The following is a 16,294-nucleotide window of genomic DNA, read 5'->3' on the forward strand; positions in this document are numbered from 1 at the left end:
GGCGCCCCGGTGCGCCCGGAGTGCTCCTTTCCGTGACCGCAAGCCACGTGTGCTGATCCGACCGGGGCCCGGACGCAGGCTCTAAGCTGTTGTTGCAACCGGCAGGCGTACCCCACGTGCCTGCCGACAGGAAGGGACGGACCACGTGAGCGCGGGTGCGCATCAGGGAGCGGCTGCCGGGCAGGTCGAGCAGATGCTGCAGCAGGTCTCGCCCGGCCGGTACGACGCCTATGAGGCGTTGCTGCAGGCCCTCGCCGCCGGTCAGGTCTGGATGCTCCTCTGGCACGGCCAGGCCGGTTCGCCCGATGCGCAGTACGGCAACATGGAGGTCGACGGGCTCGGCTACGCGCCGTGCGTGACCTCGGCCCCCGAGCTGGCGGCCAGTGGCTGGAACCGTGCGCACGAGGTCGTCTACGGCCGGGACATCGCGGCCACCCTCTTCCCCGACCGCTGGGGCCTGTGGCTGAATCCGCACGCCCCCGGCGGTGGCGTCGGCATTCCGTGGCTGGATCTGCGGCGGGTCGCGGGCGGCCTGGACCGGCTGCCGGCCGGTCCGCTGCGGATCAGTGAACCGGTCATCGAGATTCCCCAGTTCTACGCCCTGCTGGGGCAGAACGCGCACCGCACGCCCGCCGTGCGCTCCCTGCGCCGGGCCTGGGTGCAGCCCGCCCTCGGCGCGCCGTATCTGGCGATCGGCCTGGATCTGTATGACACGGGGCAACCGGCCGTGGACTCGGTGCGATTGATGATCCAGCAGTCCATCGGCGCGGTGCCGGAGGGACTGCCCGTCTCGACGGTCGCGATGAACGACGAGTACGACCCGGTCGGGATGTGGATGCGGGCCAACGCGCGGCCGTTCTTCGACCGGGACGCGTACGCGGCCGGTCCGGTGCCCGCGCCCGCCCAGGCGTACGGATACGGCTACCCGCGCCCGTACTGATCTTGCCGCACCGGCCCCTCAGGGGGCCCTCTCCGGCCCGAAATGGCCGCTCACGCCCGTAAGTTCACCCCTGCCCGCGCTCGCGCGAACCGCTCAGTCGGGGCTTGTGTCCGGATAACGGAAGCCCGTGGGCCACATCACAGTTGCGCATCCATTCCCGGTCAGGGCTGGTGAGTGATCGCGAATCGGATGAAGACTCCCGCAGCAGAGGGTTTCGGCCCTGTGTACGAGATGTACCGATCACCGTCGCGTGACGTTCCGCGACGTCTGCTCCGCCTGCAACATCCGTAAGGCCTGCAACACCTGTACCCGCAACGCTCGCACTACACGCATCAGTTGCTCCAGCTGTTCCAGAGTTCTCCCCGTTGCACCAGCAGCACTCGCCCTACCCGCTCCCGGGCGCCACTCGCTCCGGAGCGCCATCCCGCACCACAGTTCCACTCGCACCAGTGATGTGAACCAGGCCGCTGACCGCGGCGCGCATGGGCCGGCGGCGCCGGCCGAGAGGGGTCAAAGGCACCGTGACCGCACCGATCGAGACCACCGGGGCGGCTGCCGAAGCGCAGCCGGAAGCGGTGCTGCAAGGCGTCGAGAGCAAGAAGATCGAGGGGCGCTCACTCGGCCAGATCGCCTGGTTGCGCTTCCGGCGCGACAAGGTCGCGGTAGCGGGTGCCATCGTTGTCATCCTGCTCATCGTGATCGCGGCGCTCTCCCGGCCGATCCAGTCCTGGCTGGGCCTGGACCCCAACAGCCCGCACCAGGACCTCATCGACCCCAACACCACGCTGCCCAAGGGCGACCTCGGCGGGATGAGCCTGGACCACCCGCTCGGCGTGGACCCGAAGTTCGGCCGCGACCTGCTCGCGCGGGTGCTGGAGGGCTCCTGGGTCTCGCTGATCGTGGCGTTCGGGGCGACGGTGCTGTCGGTGGCCATCGGCACCGTGCTCGGTGTGGTGGCCGGCTTCTACCGGGGCCGGGTGGACGCGCTGATCAGCCGGCTGATGGACGTCTTCCTGGCGTTCCCGCTGCTGCTGTTCGCCATCGCCATCTCGGCCTCGCTCCAGGGCGGCGCCTTCGGGCTCGAAGGGCTGCCGCTGCACATCTCGGTCCTGATCTTCGTGATCGGATTCTTCAACTGGCCGTACATGGGCCGGATCGTGCGGGCCCAGACGCTCTCGCTGCGCGAGCGGGAGTTCGTGGACGCCGCGCGCGGCATGGGTGCCCGCGGCCCGTTCATCCTCTTCCGGGAGCTGCTGCCCAACCTGGTGGGCCCGATCATCGTCTACTCGACGCTGCTGATCCCTTCCAACATCCTCTTCGAGGCGGCGCTGAGCTTCCTGGGCGTCGGCATCCAGCCGCCCCAGGCGTCCTGGGGCGGAATGCTCAACCAGGCGGTCAAGTACTACGAGGTCGACCCGCAGTACATGCTCGTCCCCGGCCTCGCGATCTTCGTCACCGTGCTGGCGTTCAACCTCCTCGGCGACGGCCTCAGGGACGCGCTGGACCCGCGCAGCCGCTGACTCCGCCCGGGCCCGTACGCCCGGCAGCACCCATCCAAGTTTCCGACCCATGAAGGGGAAACCGACCATTATGCGAAGGTCAGTCCCGGTCGCGGCGATCGCGGCCCTCACCAGTGCGGGCCTGTTGCTGTCCGGCTGCAGCGGCAAGAGCTCCAGCAGCGGCTCGTCCGAGGCGAACGCGGCCACCAAGGGCATCGTCAACGCCTCGGACGACAAGGGCGGCACGCTCACGTACGCGATGAGCGACGCCCCCGAGTCCTACGACCCGGGCAACACGTACTACGCGTACGTCTGGAACTTCAGCCGCCTGTACGCGCGTCCGCTGACCACCTTCAAGCCGGGCCCGGGACCCAAGGGCAACGAGCTGGTGCCCGACCTGGCGGAGTCGATGGGCAAGTCCAGCGACGACAACAAGACCTGGACGTACAAGATCCGCAAGGGTCTCAAGTACGACGACGGCAAGCCGATCATCTCGAAGGATGTCAAGTACGCCGTGGAGCGCAGCAACTTCGCGCGCGACGTGCTCTCGCTCGGCCCGAACTACTTCCAGACGTACCTCAAGGACAACGAGGGCGGCTACAAGGGTCCGTACAAAGACAAGAGCCCGGAGGGCCTGAAGTCCATCGAGACGCCGGACGACCAGACCATCGTCTTCCATCTCAAGCAGCCCTTCGCCGAGTTCGACTACCTGGTCAGCGCCCCGCAGACGGCGCCGGTGCCGCAGGCCAGGGACAAGGGCGCGGACTACACCAAGAACATCGCCTCCTCGGGCAGCTACAAGTTCGACACCTACGAGGAGGGCAAGAAGGTCGTCCTCGTCCGCAACCCCCACTGGGACGCCAAGACCGACCCGCTGCGCAAGCAGCTGCCGGACAAGATCGTGCTGAACATGAAGGTCGCCCAGTCGACCATCGACAAGGACCTGAAGGCCGGCAACACCCACATCGACATGGCCGGCCGCGGTGTGGACGCCCAGACCCAGGCCCAGCTCCTGACCAGCACCAAGGAGAAGGCCAACACCGACAATGCGCTCGGCCAGCGCCTGTCGTACGTGGCGATCAACCCCAAGGTCGCGCCGTTCGACAAGGTGGAGTGCCGCAAGGCCGTGCAGTACGCGATCGACAAGAAGGCCGTGCAGACCGCGCAGGGCGGTCCGATCCGCGGTGACATCGCCTCCACGGTGCTGCCCACCGACCTCGCCGGGTTCCAGAAGTTCGACCAGTACCCGCAGAAGTACAACGGTGACAACCTCGACCTGACCGAGGCCAAGAAGCAGTGGCAGGCGTGCGGCGCCGGCAACGTGAGCACCACGATCACCGCCCGCAGCGACCGGCAGGACGAGGTGGACGCGGCGACGTCGGTGGTCGGCTCGCTGAAGAAGATCGGCATCGACGCCAAGATCCAGACGTACCCGAGCGGCAAGTACTTCTCGGACTACGCGGGCGTGCCGGAGTTCACCAAGAAGAACAACATCGGCCTGATGATGATGCAGTGGGGCTCGGACTACCCGACCGGCTTCGGCTACCTCCAGCAGATCGTCAACGGCAAGGCGATCCAGAAGTCCGGCAACTCCAACCTCTCCGAGCTGGACGACCCGACCATCAACAAGCTGCTCGACGAGGCCATCGCCACCAGCGACAAGGCACAGCGCGAGAAGGACTACGCGGAGATCGACAAGAAGACCATGGAGCAGGCGGTCATCGTCCCGCTGACCTACTTCAAGATCCTGCTGTACCGCTCGCCGAAGGCCACCAACCTGGTGTCCACCTCCGCCTACAGCGGTGAGTACGACTACCTCAACGTCGGCGTCAAGAAGTAGCAGCCCCGGAAGGCAGGTGAAGGCATTGGTGTCCGCGGGCCGGCCGGTCCGGTCCGCGGCGCCGACGCCGCAGTCCCGTGTTCGCGTACATCATCCGCAGGTTGATCAGCGCGGTGATTCTGCTGCTGATCGTCAGCGCGGTCACCTTCGGCATCTTCTTCGTGCTGCCGAAACTGGCCGGACAGACCGCCGACCAGCTGGCCGCGCAGTACATCGGAAAGGCCCCATCGGCCGCGGACCTCGCCGCGGTGAAGAAGAACCTCGGCTTGGACAAGCCGGTCTTCGTACAGTACTGGGACTTCCTCAAGGGCATCTTCGTCGGGGTCGACTACAAGTTCGGCCCGGACGCCGCCACATGCAACGTGCCGTGCTTCGGCTACTCCTTCAAGACCCATATCGAGGTCTGGCCCGAGATCCAGACCCGGCTCCCGGTGACGATCTCGCTGGCCGCCGGCGCGGCCGTCGTATGGCTGGTCTCCGGCGTCGCCACCGGCGTGCTCTCCGCGCTGCGCCCCGGCTCGGTCTTCGACCGGGTGGCGATGAGCGTCGCGCTGGCCGGCGTGTCGCTGCCCATGTTCTTCACCGGCGCCCTGGCCCTGGCCCTGTTCACCTACCAGTGGCCGATCATCCAGCGCAGCGACTACGTACCGCTGTTCGAGGACCCGTTCATGTGGGCCCAGACGCTGGTGCTGCCCTGGATCACCCTGGCCTTCCTCTACTCCGCCCTCTATGCACGCCTGACCAGAGCGGGCATGTTGGAGACGCTGAGCGAGGACTACATCCGTACCGCGCGCGCCAAGGGGCTGGGTGAGCGCAAGGTCGTGGTGCGCCACGGCCTGCGTGCCGCGCTCACCCCGATCATCACGGTGTTCGGCATGGACGTGGGCCTGCTGCTCGGCGGTGCGCTCATCACCGAACAGGTCTTCTCCCTCAAGGGGGTCGGCGCGTTCGCCGTCGAGGCGATCAACGCCAACGACCTGCCGAACATCCTCGGCGTCACCTTGCTCGCCGCGTTCTTCATCGTCATATGCAACCTGGTGGTGGACGTTCTGTACGCCGCCGTCGACCCGCGGGTGAGGCTCTCGTGACCGACTCCCCAGACTCCACCGCCGGCCCCGGCGCCGGACCCACCGCCCCGGAGACCGCCACGGCCGGGCCGCTGCCCGCCGCCGCGCCGGACCTGACGAAGACGGGAGCCGTGGTCGGCGAGCCGGCTCCGGCCGGCTCGGGAGCGCCCACCGCCTTCCTCGAAGTGCGTGACCTGAAGGTGCACTTCCCCACCGACGACGGCATCGTGAAGTCCGTGGACGGCCTCTCCTTCACCCTGGAGAAGGGCCGCACCCTCGGCATCGTCGGCGAGTCCGGCTCCGGCAAGTCCGTCACCTCGCTCGCCGTCATGGGCCTGCACCGGGCCTCCCGGCAGCAGCGCGCCAAGGTGGACATGTCGGGGGAGATCTGGCTGGACGGCAAGGAGCTGGTCGGCGCCGACCCGGACGAGGTGCGCCGGCTGCGCGGCCGCGAGATGGCGATGATCTTCCAGGACCCGCTGTCCGCGCTGCACCCGTACTACACGGTCGGCGCCCAGATCGTGGAGGCGTACCGGGTCCACCACGACGTCGACAAGAAGACCGCACGCAAACGGGCGGTCGAGATGCTGGACCGGGTGGGCATCCCGCAGCCCGACAAGCGGGTGGACGATCACCCGCACCAGTTCTCCGGCGGGATGCGCCAGCGCGCGATGATCGCCATGGCGCTGGTCAACAACCCCGAACTGCTGATCGCGGACGAGCCGACCACCGCCCTGGACGTGACGGTCCAGGCGCAGATCCTCGACCTGATCCGCGACCTCCAGAAGGAGTTCGGCTCGGCGGTCATCATCATCACCCACGACCTGGGGGTGGTCGCCGAACTGGCGGACCAGCTGCTGGTGATGTACGGCGGCCGGTGCATCGAGCGCGGCCCGGCGGACAAGGTCTTCTATGAGCCGCAGCATCCGTACACCTGGGGGCTACTGGGGTCGATGCCGCGCATCGACCGCGAGCAGACCGAACGCCTGATCCCGGTCAAGGGATCGCCGCCCAGCCTGATCAACGTCCCCAGTGGCTGTGCCTTCAACCCCCGCTGCCCGTACGCGGACGTCCCCAAGGACAACGTCACCCGCACGGTCCGCCCCGAACTGCGCGAGGCCGGCGGCGGCGGACACTTCTCCGCCTGCCACATGGCGCAGGAGGAGCGGGAGCGTATCTGGACCGAAGAGATTGCGCCGAAGCTGTGACCGAGACTGATGAGACCGGCGTCGCCGCCGGTACGACGGGCGGGACCGACGAGAGCGCCGACGCCGCGCCGCTGCTGAAGGTGCGCGGCCTGGTACGGCACTTCCCGATCACCAAGGGCCTGCTCAAGCGGCAGGTGGGTGCGGTTCAGGCGGTCGACGGCATCGACTTCGACGTACGACCGGGGGAGACCCTGGGCGTGGTCGGCGAGTCCGGCTGCGGCAAGTCGACGATGGGCCGGCTGATCACCCGGCTGGACGAGCCGACCGGCGGCAGCATCGAGTTCGAGGGCCGCGACATCACGCATCTGTCCCCGGGCAGGCTGCGTCCGATGCGCCGCGACGTCCAGATGATCTTCCAGGACCCGTACGGCTCGCTGAACCCGCGGCACACCATCGGCGGCATCATCGGCACCCCCTTCCGCCTCCAGGGCGTCGAGCCCGAGGGCGGCGTGAAGAAGGAGGTGCAGCGGCTGCTGGAGCTGGTGGGCCTGAGCCCGGAGCACTACAACCGCTATCCGCACGAGTTCTCCGGCGGCCAGCGGCAGCGCATCGGCATCGCGCGGGCGCTGGCCCTCAAGCCCAAACTGGTCGTCGCCGACGAGCCGGTCTCCGCGCTGGACGTCTCCATCCAGGCGCAGGTCGTCAACCTCATGGACGACCTCCAGGACGAACTGGGCCTGACCTACGTCATCATCGCGCACGACCTGTCCGTCATCCGGCACGTCTCGGACCGCATCGCGGTGATGTACCTCGGCAAGATCGTGGAGCTGGCCGACCGGAAGTCGCTGTACGAGGCGCCGATGCACCCGTACACCAAGGCGCTGCTGTCCGCCGTGCCGGTGCCCGACCCCAAGCGGCGCACCCAGCGCGACCGCATCCTGCTCAAGGGTGACGTGCCCTCGCCGATCAACCCGCCCTCGGGCTGCCGGTTCCGTACCCGCTGCTGGAAGGCGACCGAGGTGTGCTCGACCACCGAGCCGCCGCTGGTGGCGCTGCGCGGCGGCCACAAGGTGGCCTGCCACCACCCGGAGAACGCGCCCGAGAGCGTCGGCGCGGGAACTCCGGACGCCGCGGGGAGCGGCGGCTGAACCGGCGGACACGAGGCGTGCGGGGCCGGTGCGGAGCGAGCGGGAACGCCGCCCCGCACCGGCCTCCGCGCGTCCGCGACCGCCCTTGACCGGCCGGTTTTGCCGACCATAGATTCATCGGCGCCCCGGCGGCGCCCGCCGGCCGGTCCCATGGAGGTAGTGCCTTGTCCGCGCAGCAGGAAGCCCACGACGCCGACGCCACGGCCCCCGACCCCGCGCTGACCGCCTACGAGGCGGTCGCGGCGGAGTACGACACCATCGTCGAGGACCCGTATCTGCTGCGCTGGGTCACCTTCTACCGCAAGCTCATCGAGCGGTACGGGCCGGACGGCAAGCGGCTGCTGGACGCGGGGTGCGGCACGGGGCGCGGCACCCTCGCCCTGCGGGACCGCCTCGGGTTCACGGTGACCGGCTGCGACCTGTCGCCGCAGATGATCGAGGCGGCGCGCGCCAAACCGGAGGCGGCCGGCACCCCGTTCGTCGTCGCCGACCTGCGGGACATGCCGGACCTCGGCTCCTTCGACGTGGTCACCTGCATGGGCGAGCCGCTGGCCTACCTGGCCGGCGGGCAGCTCGCCGCCGCCTTCGCGGGCCTGGGCCGGCAGCTCGCGGACGGGGGTGTCGTCGTCTTCGACATGACGACACTGGGCAGCTTCCGGCGCGACTACGCGGTGACCAAGGTCGTGGACCGGGACGGCCGGTTCGACGTGTGGCGAGGCGGTCCCGTACCGGTTGCGCCGGACGCGGTCGTGGACGTCACCCATGACTATTTCGCGCGCACCGGCGAGGACACCTGGCACCGGGTGTCCTCCCGGCACCTGTACCACCACCACTCCGACGCCACGGTGCGCCGGGAGCTGGCCGCGGCCGGTCTGCGGCTGATCGCCGCACACGGGGTCGACGGCCGCAAGCTGACCGATGTCCCGGATGAGGACGCCTGCCGCAAGATTCTCTACGTGGCCGGAAAGTCGTCTGAGTGAAGCATCAACTGCCCTGTATGTAATGACGAGTTGGCAAAATGCGGCGTGAAAAGCGACAGCAGAGTGCAGAGTCGGCGCGGTTGTTCGTCAGACGACATCCGTGTGTCCGAAGGGACGGCTCATGGCACTCTCCCGTTCAGCACGTCGCCGCGCTCGTCTGCTCCCTCTCGCCACCGCGGTGGCCGCCGCCTGCACCATCGCGGCGGCCCCCGCCGCCTCACCCGGCGCCCCGGGCGTCGGCGACCCGTACTTCCCGAACCTCGGCAACGGCGGCTTCGACGCCCTGCACTACGACCTCGGCGTCAGCTACGAGCCCGCCACCGGCCGTCTCGACGGCCGTACCGAACTGACCGCGCGCGCCACCCAGGACCTCAGCTCCTTCCACCTCGACCTCCAGAAGCTGGAGGTCACCTCGATCGAGGTGGACGGCAGACGCGCGCGGTTCACCCGCTCCGGCGACGAGATCACCGTCACGCCCAAGCGGCCGCTGGAAGAGGATGAACGATTCACCGTCGAGGTCGTCTACGGAGGCGTGCCGCTGCCGCTCAGCGGGCCCATCGTCTTCGGCTCGGACTACGGCTGGATGAAGACCGACGACGGGGTCTTCGTGGCCTGCGAGCCGAACGCCGCGTCCACCTGGTTCCCCTCCAGCGACCACCCGGGCGACAAGGCCACGTACGACATCCGCATCGACGCGCCCGAGGGCCTGACCGGCGTCTCCAACGGGCGGCTGGTCGACCGGTACGACGAGGACGGGCGCTCGTACTTCCACTGGCGCGAGCGCAAGCCGATGGCGACGTATCTGGCCACCGCCACGATCGGGAAGTTCGACGTCCGGACGGGCACCACCCCCGGCGGTATCCCGATCTACGTCGCCACCGACCCGAAGCTGCCGACCGGGACCGTCGACGTCTACGGCATCACCGCCGCGGTCACCGATTACTGGTCCAAGGTCTTCGGCTCGTACCCCTTCGAGGAGACCGGCGCGATCGTCGACGACATGCCACAGGCGGGCTTCTCCCTGGAGACCCAGACCAAGCCGGTCTACTCGGCCGTACGCAACGAGACGACCATCGCCCACGAGGTCGCCCACCAGTGGTTCGGCGACTCCGTCACGCCCCGGAACTGGCGGAACATCTGGCTGAACGAGGGCTTCGCCTCGTACGCGCAGTGGCTGTGGGACGAACACAAGGGCACCCGCACCGCGGCCGACGCCTTCCGCGCGGCGTACGCGGCCCGGCCCGCCGAGTCGGACTTCTGGAAGGTCAAGGTCGGCGACCCGCAGCGGGACACCATGTTCGCGCAGGCGGTCTACACCCGCGGCGCGATGACGTTGCAGGTGCTGCGCGAGCGGATCGGTGACCGGGCGTTCTTCAAGCTGCTGCCCGCGTGGACCAAGCAGCACCGCCACGGCAACGCGGACATCGGGCAGTTCATCGCGCTGGCGGAGAAGATCTCCGGGCAGCGGCTCGGTGACCTCTTCCACACCTGGCTCTACACCACCGGCAAGCCGGCGCTGCCCTGACGCACCGGCGGGCCCGCGCGGCGGAAACCTTCCGGCGCGCGGGCCCGGTCCCGTGGTGGGGCGGGACATGTCACGTACCGTCGGAGGCGGTACGCGAGGTGGAAGGGGACGCGGATGAGCCTGACCGGAACCCCGTTCTTCGTGGTGCTGGTGATCGCGACGGTCCTCGCCGTCCTCGCCACACTGCTGCTGTGGGGCAGAGCCCGGGGGCCGCGTCCCCTGCGCTGGCTGGCCAGAATCCTGCTGATCGGCCTGTGCCAGCTCACCGCCATCTGCGTCGTCGCGGTCGCCATCAACAACAGTTACGGCCTCTACGCCTCCTGGGACGACCTGCTCGGCACCGAACAGGACGCGGTCGCCATGCCGGGGCCGCCGGTCGCCCGCGCCAAGTTCAACGACGGCCCGAACGGCATCAAGGACACGTACTTCCGCGGGGCGAAGTCCCGGCTGTCCGGGCAGGTGATGGTCTGGACGCCGCCGCAGTACGACGACCCGGCGTACCGCAAGACCAGGTTCCCGGTCGTGATGCTGCTGCACGGCGTGCCCGGCTCACCGCAGTCCTGGCTCGAACAGGGCGGAATGCCCGGCGACCTCCAGCAGCTCGTCGAGGGGAACGCGGCGCACCCCTTCATCCTCGCCATGCCCGTGGTCAACCCGGGCAGCGTGGACACGGACTGCTCCGACACCCCGCACCGCAAGACCGCGACCTGGCTGGCGACGGACGTCACGGACCTGATCAGCCACCACTTCCGTACGGCGCCGGGGCCGAAGAACCGGGGACTGCTGGGCTTCTCCACGGGCGGGTACTGCGCGGCCAAGCTGCCGCTGCAGTATCCGAAGACGTTCGGCGCGGGCGTGGCCTTCGACCCCGATCCGCTGACCGGCGACCCGGACGTGCTGACCGATCCCGCGCTGCGGCAGCGCAACAGCCCGCAGTGGCTGGTCCGGCACGCCAAGGCCGACGTGGGGCTGTTCCTGGCGACCTCGGCGCAGGACCCGATCAGCCCGCCCGCCAACATCGAGCGCTTCAAGAAGGCCGCCCAAGGCACCAGGACCCGGGTCAGGACGCTGGTGCTGCCGACGGGCGGCCACAACTACGGGACGTGGACGCGGATGTATCCGGCAGCCTTCGGGTGGCTGAGCCAAGAGCTGGAGGCGCCGCGGCCGGCGGCGTAGGGACGGCCATCGCCCCGGTCGAACCCTCCTGGACCAGGACGACGCGGCGCCTCCGCCGCATGGGGGAGGCGGATCGTCCTCCGGGCTGATCCCTGCGCGCCGCGGACCCGGAACAGTGGTCCCCATGACGATCAGCGGGACGGGTGCGGCTGCGGTGCGGACGGCGGGGGGCCGTCCGTGACGGTCTGGCTCATGTCGTTCCCGGCCTTCGCGTGTCTGCTGGCCTTGTTCGCCCTGGTGGAGAGCGGATGGCGGTGGTTCACCGGACTGGGCCTGATCCCGTGGCTGCGCCGGCACTCGGGGCCTTCGTTGTCGGGCATCGCCTTCGACGAATTCACGGCGGTGGTGAACGGGAACAAGGCGGCGGAGCTGGAGCAGCGGCGGGTGGAGCTGCTGCGGCGGGACGACGAGAGCGACGGTGCGCCGCTCTGCTCCCGTATCGACCTGACCAGTGGCACGGCGTTCATCGTGGTGCCGGAGGAAGCAGGCCCGGCCCGTGCGCTGATCGGGCCGGCGCCCGCGGGCGCCGGCCGGTCGGACCCGTCCTAACCCCGCGGTTTGAGCTGCTGCGGGCGCGGCAGGTGGAAGCCGAAGTAGACCGCCGCCATCCGGAGCGCGAAGACCAGCCCGGCGCAGACCACGGCGGCGACGTCGGCGCGTACGTGGAGGTGGTGCAGGCCCAGGTAGGAGGCGGCGCCGGCGAGTGCCGCGATGGCGTACACGTCCTCGCGCAGCAGCAGCGGCGGGAACTCGCCGCACAGCACGTCGCGGATCACCTCGCCCGCCACGCCGCTCATCACCGCGAGGATGATCACCGCCAGCGGGGTCGCGCCCGCCGCGATGGCGGCGCGGGCGGCGATGACGGTGACGACGGCCAGCCCGACCGCGTCGACGACCAGCAGCGACTTGCGGGGCAGCTGCCAGTACCGCAGGTAGATGATGGTGCCGACACTGACGCAGACGATCAGCGTGAGCAGGACCCAGTCGTGCGTCCAGTACAGGGGGTGGTCGTCGAGGATCAGGCTGCGCAGGGTGCCGCCGGAGGTGGCGGCGGCGAAGGCGAGCACCAGGCCGCCGAACGGGTCCATGTTGGCGCGGTACGCGGCCAGCACCCCGCTCGCGGCGAAGGCGGAGACGCCGACCAGGTAGAGCACGTGAAGCATGGGCCCATGATCTCAGGCCGCCGGGGCGCGGCGCGCGGGCCGCGCACGGGCGGTGCCCGTGGCCGGGTGCCAGACCCGGCGGGCGGTTGAAGAAAAAAGGTCTACCGGTCAGTAACAAATCCGTGTAGCGTGCCGCGCATGGCACAGGTGACCATAGGTAACAGCGAATTCGACCGCGACACGGCGGTCGTCCGCCGCGCCCCCGGCCACTACGAGGCGGATCTCTCCGCCGGCTGGACGATCATCCACGCGGTCAACGGCGGCTATCTGCTCGCCCTGGTGGGCCGGGCCCTGGGTGACGCCCTGCCGCACCCGGATCCCTTCTCGGTCACCGCGCACTACCTGACCGCCTCGGTCCCCGGACCCGCCGTCATCCGCACCGAGGTCGTCCGCACCGGCCGCACCATGTCCACCGGCACCGCCACCCTCGTACAGTTCGAGGAGGACGGCAGCGAGGTCGAGCGGCTGCGCGTGCTCGCCGCGTACGGCGACCTCGACACCCTCACCGACGACGTACGGACCACCGCCAAGCCGCCCGCCATCCCCCCGTACGAGCACTGCCCGGGCAGCGAGAGCGCGCCCGAAGGGCAGCCCACCATCCCCGGCAGCACCGCCATCGCCGACCGCCTCGACATCCGGCTGGACCCCGCCACCTGCGGCTGGGCCGTCGGCGCGCCCTCCGGCAACGGCGAGATGCGCGGCTGGTTCGGCCTCGCCGACGGCCGCGACCCCGACCCGCTGTCGCTGCTGCTCACGGTCGACGCGCTGCCGCCCACCGCCTTCGAGATCGGCCTGACCGGCTGGGTGCCCACCGTCGAGCTGACCACCCACATCCGTCGCCGCCCGGCCCCCGGCCCGCTGCGCGTCGCCATCACCACCCGTAACCTCGCGGGCGGATTCCTGGAGGAGGACGCGGAGGTCTGGGACAGCGCGGACCAACTGGTCGCCCAGTCCCGTCAACTGGCCCGCGCGCCCAGGGAGGGCGCGGACGCGGCGTGAATCGCTGCCCCAAAGGGGGCGCGGCGGCCCCGGTGACGTGCCAGACTGATCACATGGGGGACATGCCACTGAGCATCGACGAAGGCACCGGCGAAAGCGCGGTCGTCTGGCTGCACTTGGCCCCGGCCGGCGCGCCCGGCGGCAACGGCGCGCAACGGCCCGCGGACGCGCCCGACGGCAAGCCCGGGGAGCACGACGGCCAACTGGAGCTGCCCGACGGTTTCGGCCACTCCCGCCCGGTCAGCGTGGACGGACGGGTCGCACGCGCGCTGACCCGCGGCGGCGAGACGCTGGAGGGCGCGCTGCGGCCGCTCGGCGCCGTACTGGGCAGCATCCACCGCTCGCTCGCCGCCGGTGACCACCGGCCGGACGAGGTCACGGTGGAGTTCGGGGTCACCCTCGGCTCGGACCTGAGCCTGGGGGTCTTCTCCGGCAACGGCGAGGCCAGCTTCAAGGTCTCCGCCACCTGGAACCTCGGCAGCGGCAGCACGACCTGAGGACGGCATGGTGGTGTCCGGTGTGGATCAGCCGCTGTACCGCTCCTTCGTCTCGGTGCGCGACGCCGGGCGGGCCGTGGGCGCCGGTGTCCTGCTCGGCGACGACGCCGTGCTCACCTGCGCGCACGTCGTCAACAGCGCCCTGGGACGGGACCGTTACGACCAGACGCTGCCTGGCCCGGGACAGCCGGTCCGCGTCCGGCTCCCGCACGTCGCGCCCGACCGGGATCTGACCGCCCGGGTCGAGCCCGCCCTGTGGAGCCCGCCGCGGGCCACGGCGGGCGGCAGCGGACCCGTGCCGCCCGGCGCGCTCCTCTACCACGGCGACCTGGCCGTGCTCCGCCTGTCGGGACCCGCGCCCGCCGGTGCCGAACCGGCCCCTTTCCTCCCGCACGCCTACGGCAACGAAGTCATCGCCCTGTGGGCCAGCGGCCACCCGCTGCCCACCGTGCGCGCGGTGCCCCGGGTCTCCGCGCCGCCCTGGGTCGCGCTGGACGTGGTCGGCGGCACGGAGGTCAGGGAGGGGTTCAGCGGCGGGCCGCTGTGGGACCGCGAACGGCAGGCCGTCGTCGGACTCGTGGTGGCCGACCTCCAGGCCCCGCCCGGCGCCCGGCCGTCGGGGGCACCGGCCGCGGCCACCCTCTACGCGATCAGCGTCCCCGCGATCGAGGCCGAACTGCCCGACCTGCCACCACCCGTGGTGCCCACCGCCCGGCGCGGCGTCCAGCAGCTGCTGGCCGTCCTGGAGACGATCCTGACCACCCCGGACGCGGTCCGCGGCTGTGAGGAACTGCTCGCCTCCCGGCTGCGCCGGCCGTCCCTGGGCCCCGGCGCCGACCTCGACCGGCTGGTCGGCCTGGCCGTGGGCGTCCGGCGCGGCGTACCCGAACTGCTCCAGGCCGTACGGCAGCTGATGCCGGCCGGCGGCGGGCCGCAGTGGGAGCGGCTGTGCAGGGTGGCCCGCGCCGTCAGCCCCGGCGAGAGTCTGACCCACAAGCAGCGGCGCGACCTGACCGGCCTGCTGGCGCACTGCGGCCGCACCGACCCGCGGGAACTGCTCACCACCGTACTGCCGCACGCCATCGAACTGCCCGCGGTGACCGGACTGGCCGACGCCGTCGATGTCCTGGAGGGCTTCGAGGCCCAGGGCGCCCAGCCCATGCCGCCGCTGCTCCAGGGCGTGGTGCGCATCGGTGTCGACGAGGGCGAGGCGGGCCCGTACCCGGCCGAGGACCTGGAGGCGTGGACGGAGCGGACCGCCGTACGGCTGGGGGTGGACGTGGCCGCCGTACGCCAGTACACCGCTGACGTACGGGGCTACCGCGCGGAACGGGCACGGTACGCGGCGGCGGAACACCGCGCCGTCCACCACGACGCCCGCCGCGACGCGCGGCCGCCCGGCGGCTGGGCGGGGATCGGGAGCGACGCGGTGGGCATGGCGGCGGCCGGGACGCCCCCGGCGGTGAACGGCAGCCGCCCGCCCCGGGCCGGGGGGCAGCCAGGCGGCGCGCGGCTGTCGAAAGTGCCGCGCGTCCAGGTGGAGCTGCTGCCCACCGCCACCGGACGGCACTACACGTACCAGGTCTGGGCATGGAGCGGCGGCGACGCGCCGCACCACCTCGTCCTCGCCCAGGACGCCGAGGTGACCAGCGAACAGGTCGTCGACGACATCCACCGGGTGCTGGTCGACGAGATCCGGGAGGACCCCGAGCCCGCGCTGGTCGAATTCTTCCTGCCGGCTGCCTGGCTCGGCCTGCCGGTGGACCGCTGGGAGTCCTTCGACAGCGACGAGGACGGCCCCTTCGGCCTGGGATTCACCCGCCGGGTGGTGATCCGCACCGCCCGGCGTTCCCCCGCGAGCTACGCCGGGTGGAAGCGGCGCACCGCCGCCCTGGACGGCGCCCGCAGCCTCGTCCTGGACCACGACTGCACCGACCGCAAGGTGGCCCGCGCCCGGCTGGAGATGCAGCCCGAGGTGGGCACGGTGATCGTGTGCTGCGAACCCCGCCACCACGGGGCGCTGCTGCGCCAGTGCGTACAGGCGGGCGTCCACACCGTCCTGTGGCACCGCGAGGAGCACGGCGAGAGCGTCGCGGCGGGCCTGCTCGAACTGGTCGAGGGCGGGCACCACACCCAGCTCCCGGAGACGGTACGGCTGGAGCGCGCCAAGGCGGTCGCCGAGGTCGCGTGCACCGGCCACCGGGGGCGCCAGCTCTCCCTGATGTACGACGCGCCCGACCACCGGCCACCGCAACTGGCCCCGGACGCCTGGGTCCTGACCCAGCCGTGACGCAGCAAGCGAGCAAGGACGA

The 16,294-nt window shown here is 70.7% G+C and carries 14 protein-coding genes; 13 read left to right on the forward strand and 1 reads right to left on the reverse strand.

From position 1 onward, the window contains the following. Nucleotides 1-145 precede the first annotated feature (145 nt). From ACZ53K_RS12135 to ACZ53K_RS12180, 10 genes are all read left to right on the forward strand, one after another. A complete protein-coding gene (locus ACZ53K_RS12135; protein WP_468834417.1) occupies nt 146-940 on the forward strand; it encodes an enhanced serine sensitivity protein SseB C-terminal domain-containing protein in 795 nt (264 codons plus the stop codon). A 521-nt stretch (nt 941-1,461) separates the two neighbouring features. Further along, on the forward strand, nt 1,462-2,460 hold the full coding sequence (locus ACZ53K_RS12140; RefSeq protein ID WP_468834419.1) for an ABC transporter permease: 999 nt from the start codon (nt 1,462-1,464) through the stop codon (nt 2,458-2,460). Between the two features lie 70 nt (nt 2,461-2,530). Further along, nucleotides 2,531-4,279 carry an ABC transporter substrate-binding protein gene (locus ACZ53K_RS12145; protein WP_468834421.1) on the forward strand — a complete coding sequence of 583 codons (1,749 nt, stop codon included), beginning with the start codon at nt 2,531-2,533 and terminating at the stop codon, nt 4,277-4,279. Nucleotides 4,280-4,356: 77 nt separating this feature from the next. Beyond that, nucleotides 4,357-5,367, forward strand: a complete 1,011-nt coding sequence (locus tag ACZ53K_RS12150) for an ABC transporter permease (protein WP_468834423.1) — start codon at nt 4,357-4,359, stop codon at nt 5,365-5,367. Continuing rightward, nucleotides 5,364-6,554, forward strand: coding sequence for an ABC transporter ATP-binding protein (locus ACZ53K_RS12155; RefSeq protein ID WP_468834425.1), 1,191 nt, complete (start codon nt 5,364-5,366; stop codon nt 6,552-6,554). The genes ACZ53K_RS12150 and ACZ53K_RS12155 overlap by 4 nt, the downstream gene beginning before the upstream one ends. Further along, on the forward strand, nt 6,551-7,642 hold the full coding sequence (locus ACZ53K_RS12160) for an ABC transporter ATP-binding protein (protein WP_468834427.1): 1,092 nt from the start codon (nt 6,551-6,553) through the stop codon (nt 7,640-7,642). The genes ACZ53K_RS12155 and ACZ53K_RS12160 overlap by 4 nt, the downstream gene beginning before the upstream one ends. A 164-nt stretch (nt 7,643-7,806) precedes the next feature. Next, on the forward strand, nt 7,807-8,622 hold the full coding sequence (locus ACZ53K_RS12165) for a class I SAM-dependent methyltransferase (RefSeq protein ID WP_468834429.1): 816 nt from the start codon (nt 7,807-7,809) through the stop codon (nt 8,620-8,622). 121 nt (nt 8,623-8,743) lie between these two features. Next, complete coding sequence (locus tag ACZ53K_RS12170; RefSeq protein WP_468834430.1) at nt 8,744-10,147, forward strand: M1 family metallopeptidase; 1,404 nt, start codon at nt 8,744-8,746, stop codon at nt 10,145-10,147. Between the two features lie 114 nt (nt 10,148-10,261). After that, nucleotides 10,262-11,323, forward strand: a complete 1,062-nt coding sequence (locus tag ACZ53K_RS12175) for an alpha/beta hydrolase (protein WP_468834433.1) — start codon at nt 10,262-10,264, stop codon at nt 11,321-11,323. 192 nt (nt 11,324-11,515) lie between these two features. Continuing rightward, nucleotides 11,516-11,872 carry a DUF6191 domain-containing protein gene (locus ACZ53K_RS12180; RefSeq protein ID WP_468834435.1) on the forward strand — a complete coding sequence of 119 codons (357 nt, stop codon included), beginning with the start codon at nt 11,516-11,518 and terminating at the stop codon, nt 11,870-11,872. Here the strand turns inward: ACZ53K_RS12180 and ACZ53K_RS12185 are convergent. After that, nucleotides 11,869-12,486, reverse strand: a complete 618-nt coding sequence (locus ACZ53K_RS12185) for a trimeric intracellular cation channel family protein (RefSeq protein WP_468834437.1) — start codon at nt 12,484-12,486, stop codon at nt 11,869-11,871. The genes ACZ53K_RS12180 and ACZ53K_RS12185 overlap by 4 nt on opposite strands. A gap of 138 nt (nt 12,487-12,624) precedes the next feature. Here ACZ53K_RS12185 and ACZ53K_RS12190 point away from each other — a divergent pair, with 138 nt between their 5' ends. Genes ACZ53K_RS12190 through ACZ53K_RS12200 form a run of 3 tightly spaced genes read left to right on the forward strand, consistent with a single transcriptional unit; the run spans nt 12,625 to nt 16,272 of the window. Beyond that, complete coding sequence (locus ACZ53K_RS12190) at nt 12,625-13,485, forward strand: thioesterase family protein (RefSeq protein WP_468834439.1); 861 nt, start codon at nt 12,625-12,627, stop codon at nt 13,483-13,485. Between the two features lie 53 nt (nt 13,486-13,538). Beyond that, nucleotides 13,539-13,982, forward strand: coding sequence for a CU044_2847 family protein (locus ACZ53K_RS12195; RefSeq protein ID WP_468834441.1), 444 nt, complete (start codon nt 13,539-13,541; stop codon nt 13,980-13,982). Between the two features lie 22 nt (nt 13,983-14,004). Continuing rightward, nucleotides 14,005-16,272: a VMAP-C domain-containing protein gene (locus ACZ53K_RS12200; protein WP_468834443.1), complete on the forward strand. Its 2,268-nt coding sequence runs from the start codon at nt 14,005-14,007 to the stop codon at nt 16,270-16,272. The last annotated feature ends 22 nt before the right edge of the window (nt 16,273-16,294 follow it).

It is taken from the genome of Streptomyces sp. NPDC033221 (genome assembly GCF_055577005.1).

Bases quoted from the DNA above. Each gene is read 5' to 3' on its own strand.
- ACZ53K_RS12175 (WP_468834433.1), top strand. From the start codon at position 10,262: ATGAGCCTGACCGGAACCCCGTTCTTCGTGGTGCTGGTGATCGCGACG.
- ACZ53K_RS12195 (WP_468834441.1), top strand. From the start codon at position 13,539: ATGGGGGACATGCCACTGAGCATCGACGAAGGCACCGGCGAAAGCGCG.
- ACZ53K_RS12190 (WP_468834439.1), top strand. From the start codon at position 12,625: ATGGCACAGGTGACCATAGGTAACAGCGAATTCGACCGCGACACGGCG.
- ACZ53K_RS12180 (WP_468834435.1), top strand. From the start codon at position 11,516: ATGTCGTTCCCGGCCTTCGCGTGTCTGCTGGCCTTGTTCGCCCTGGTG.
- ACZ53K_RS12185 (WP_468834437.1), bottom strand. From the start codon at position 12,486: ATGCTTCACGTGCTCTACCTGGTCGGCGTCTCCGCCTTCGCCGCGAGC.
- ACZ53K_RS12170 (WP_468834430.1), top strand. From the start codon at position 8,744: ATGGCACTCTCCCGTTCAGCACGTCGCCGCGCTCGTCTGCTCCCTCTC.
- ACZ53K_RS12145 (WP_468834421.1), top strand. From the start codon at position 2,531: ATGCGAAGGTCAGTCCCGGTCGCGGCGATCGCGGCCCTCACCAGTGCG.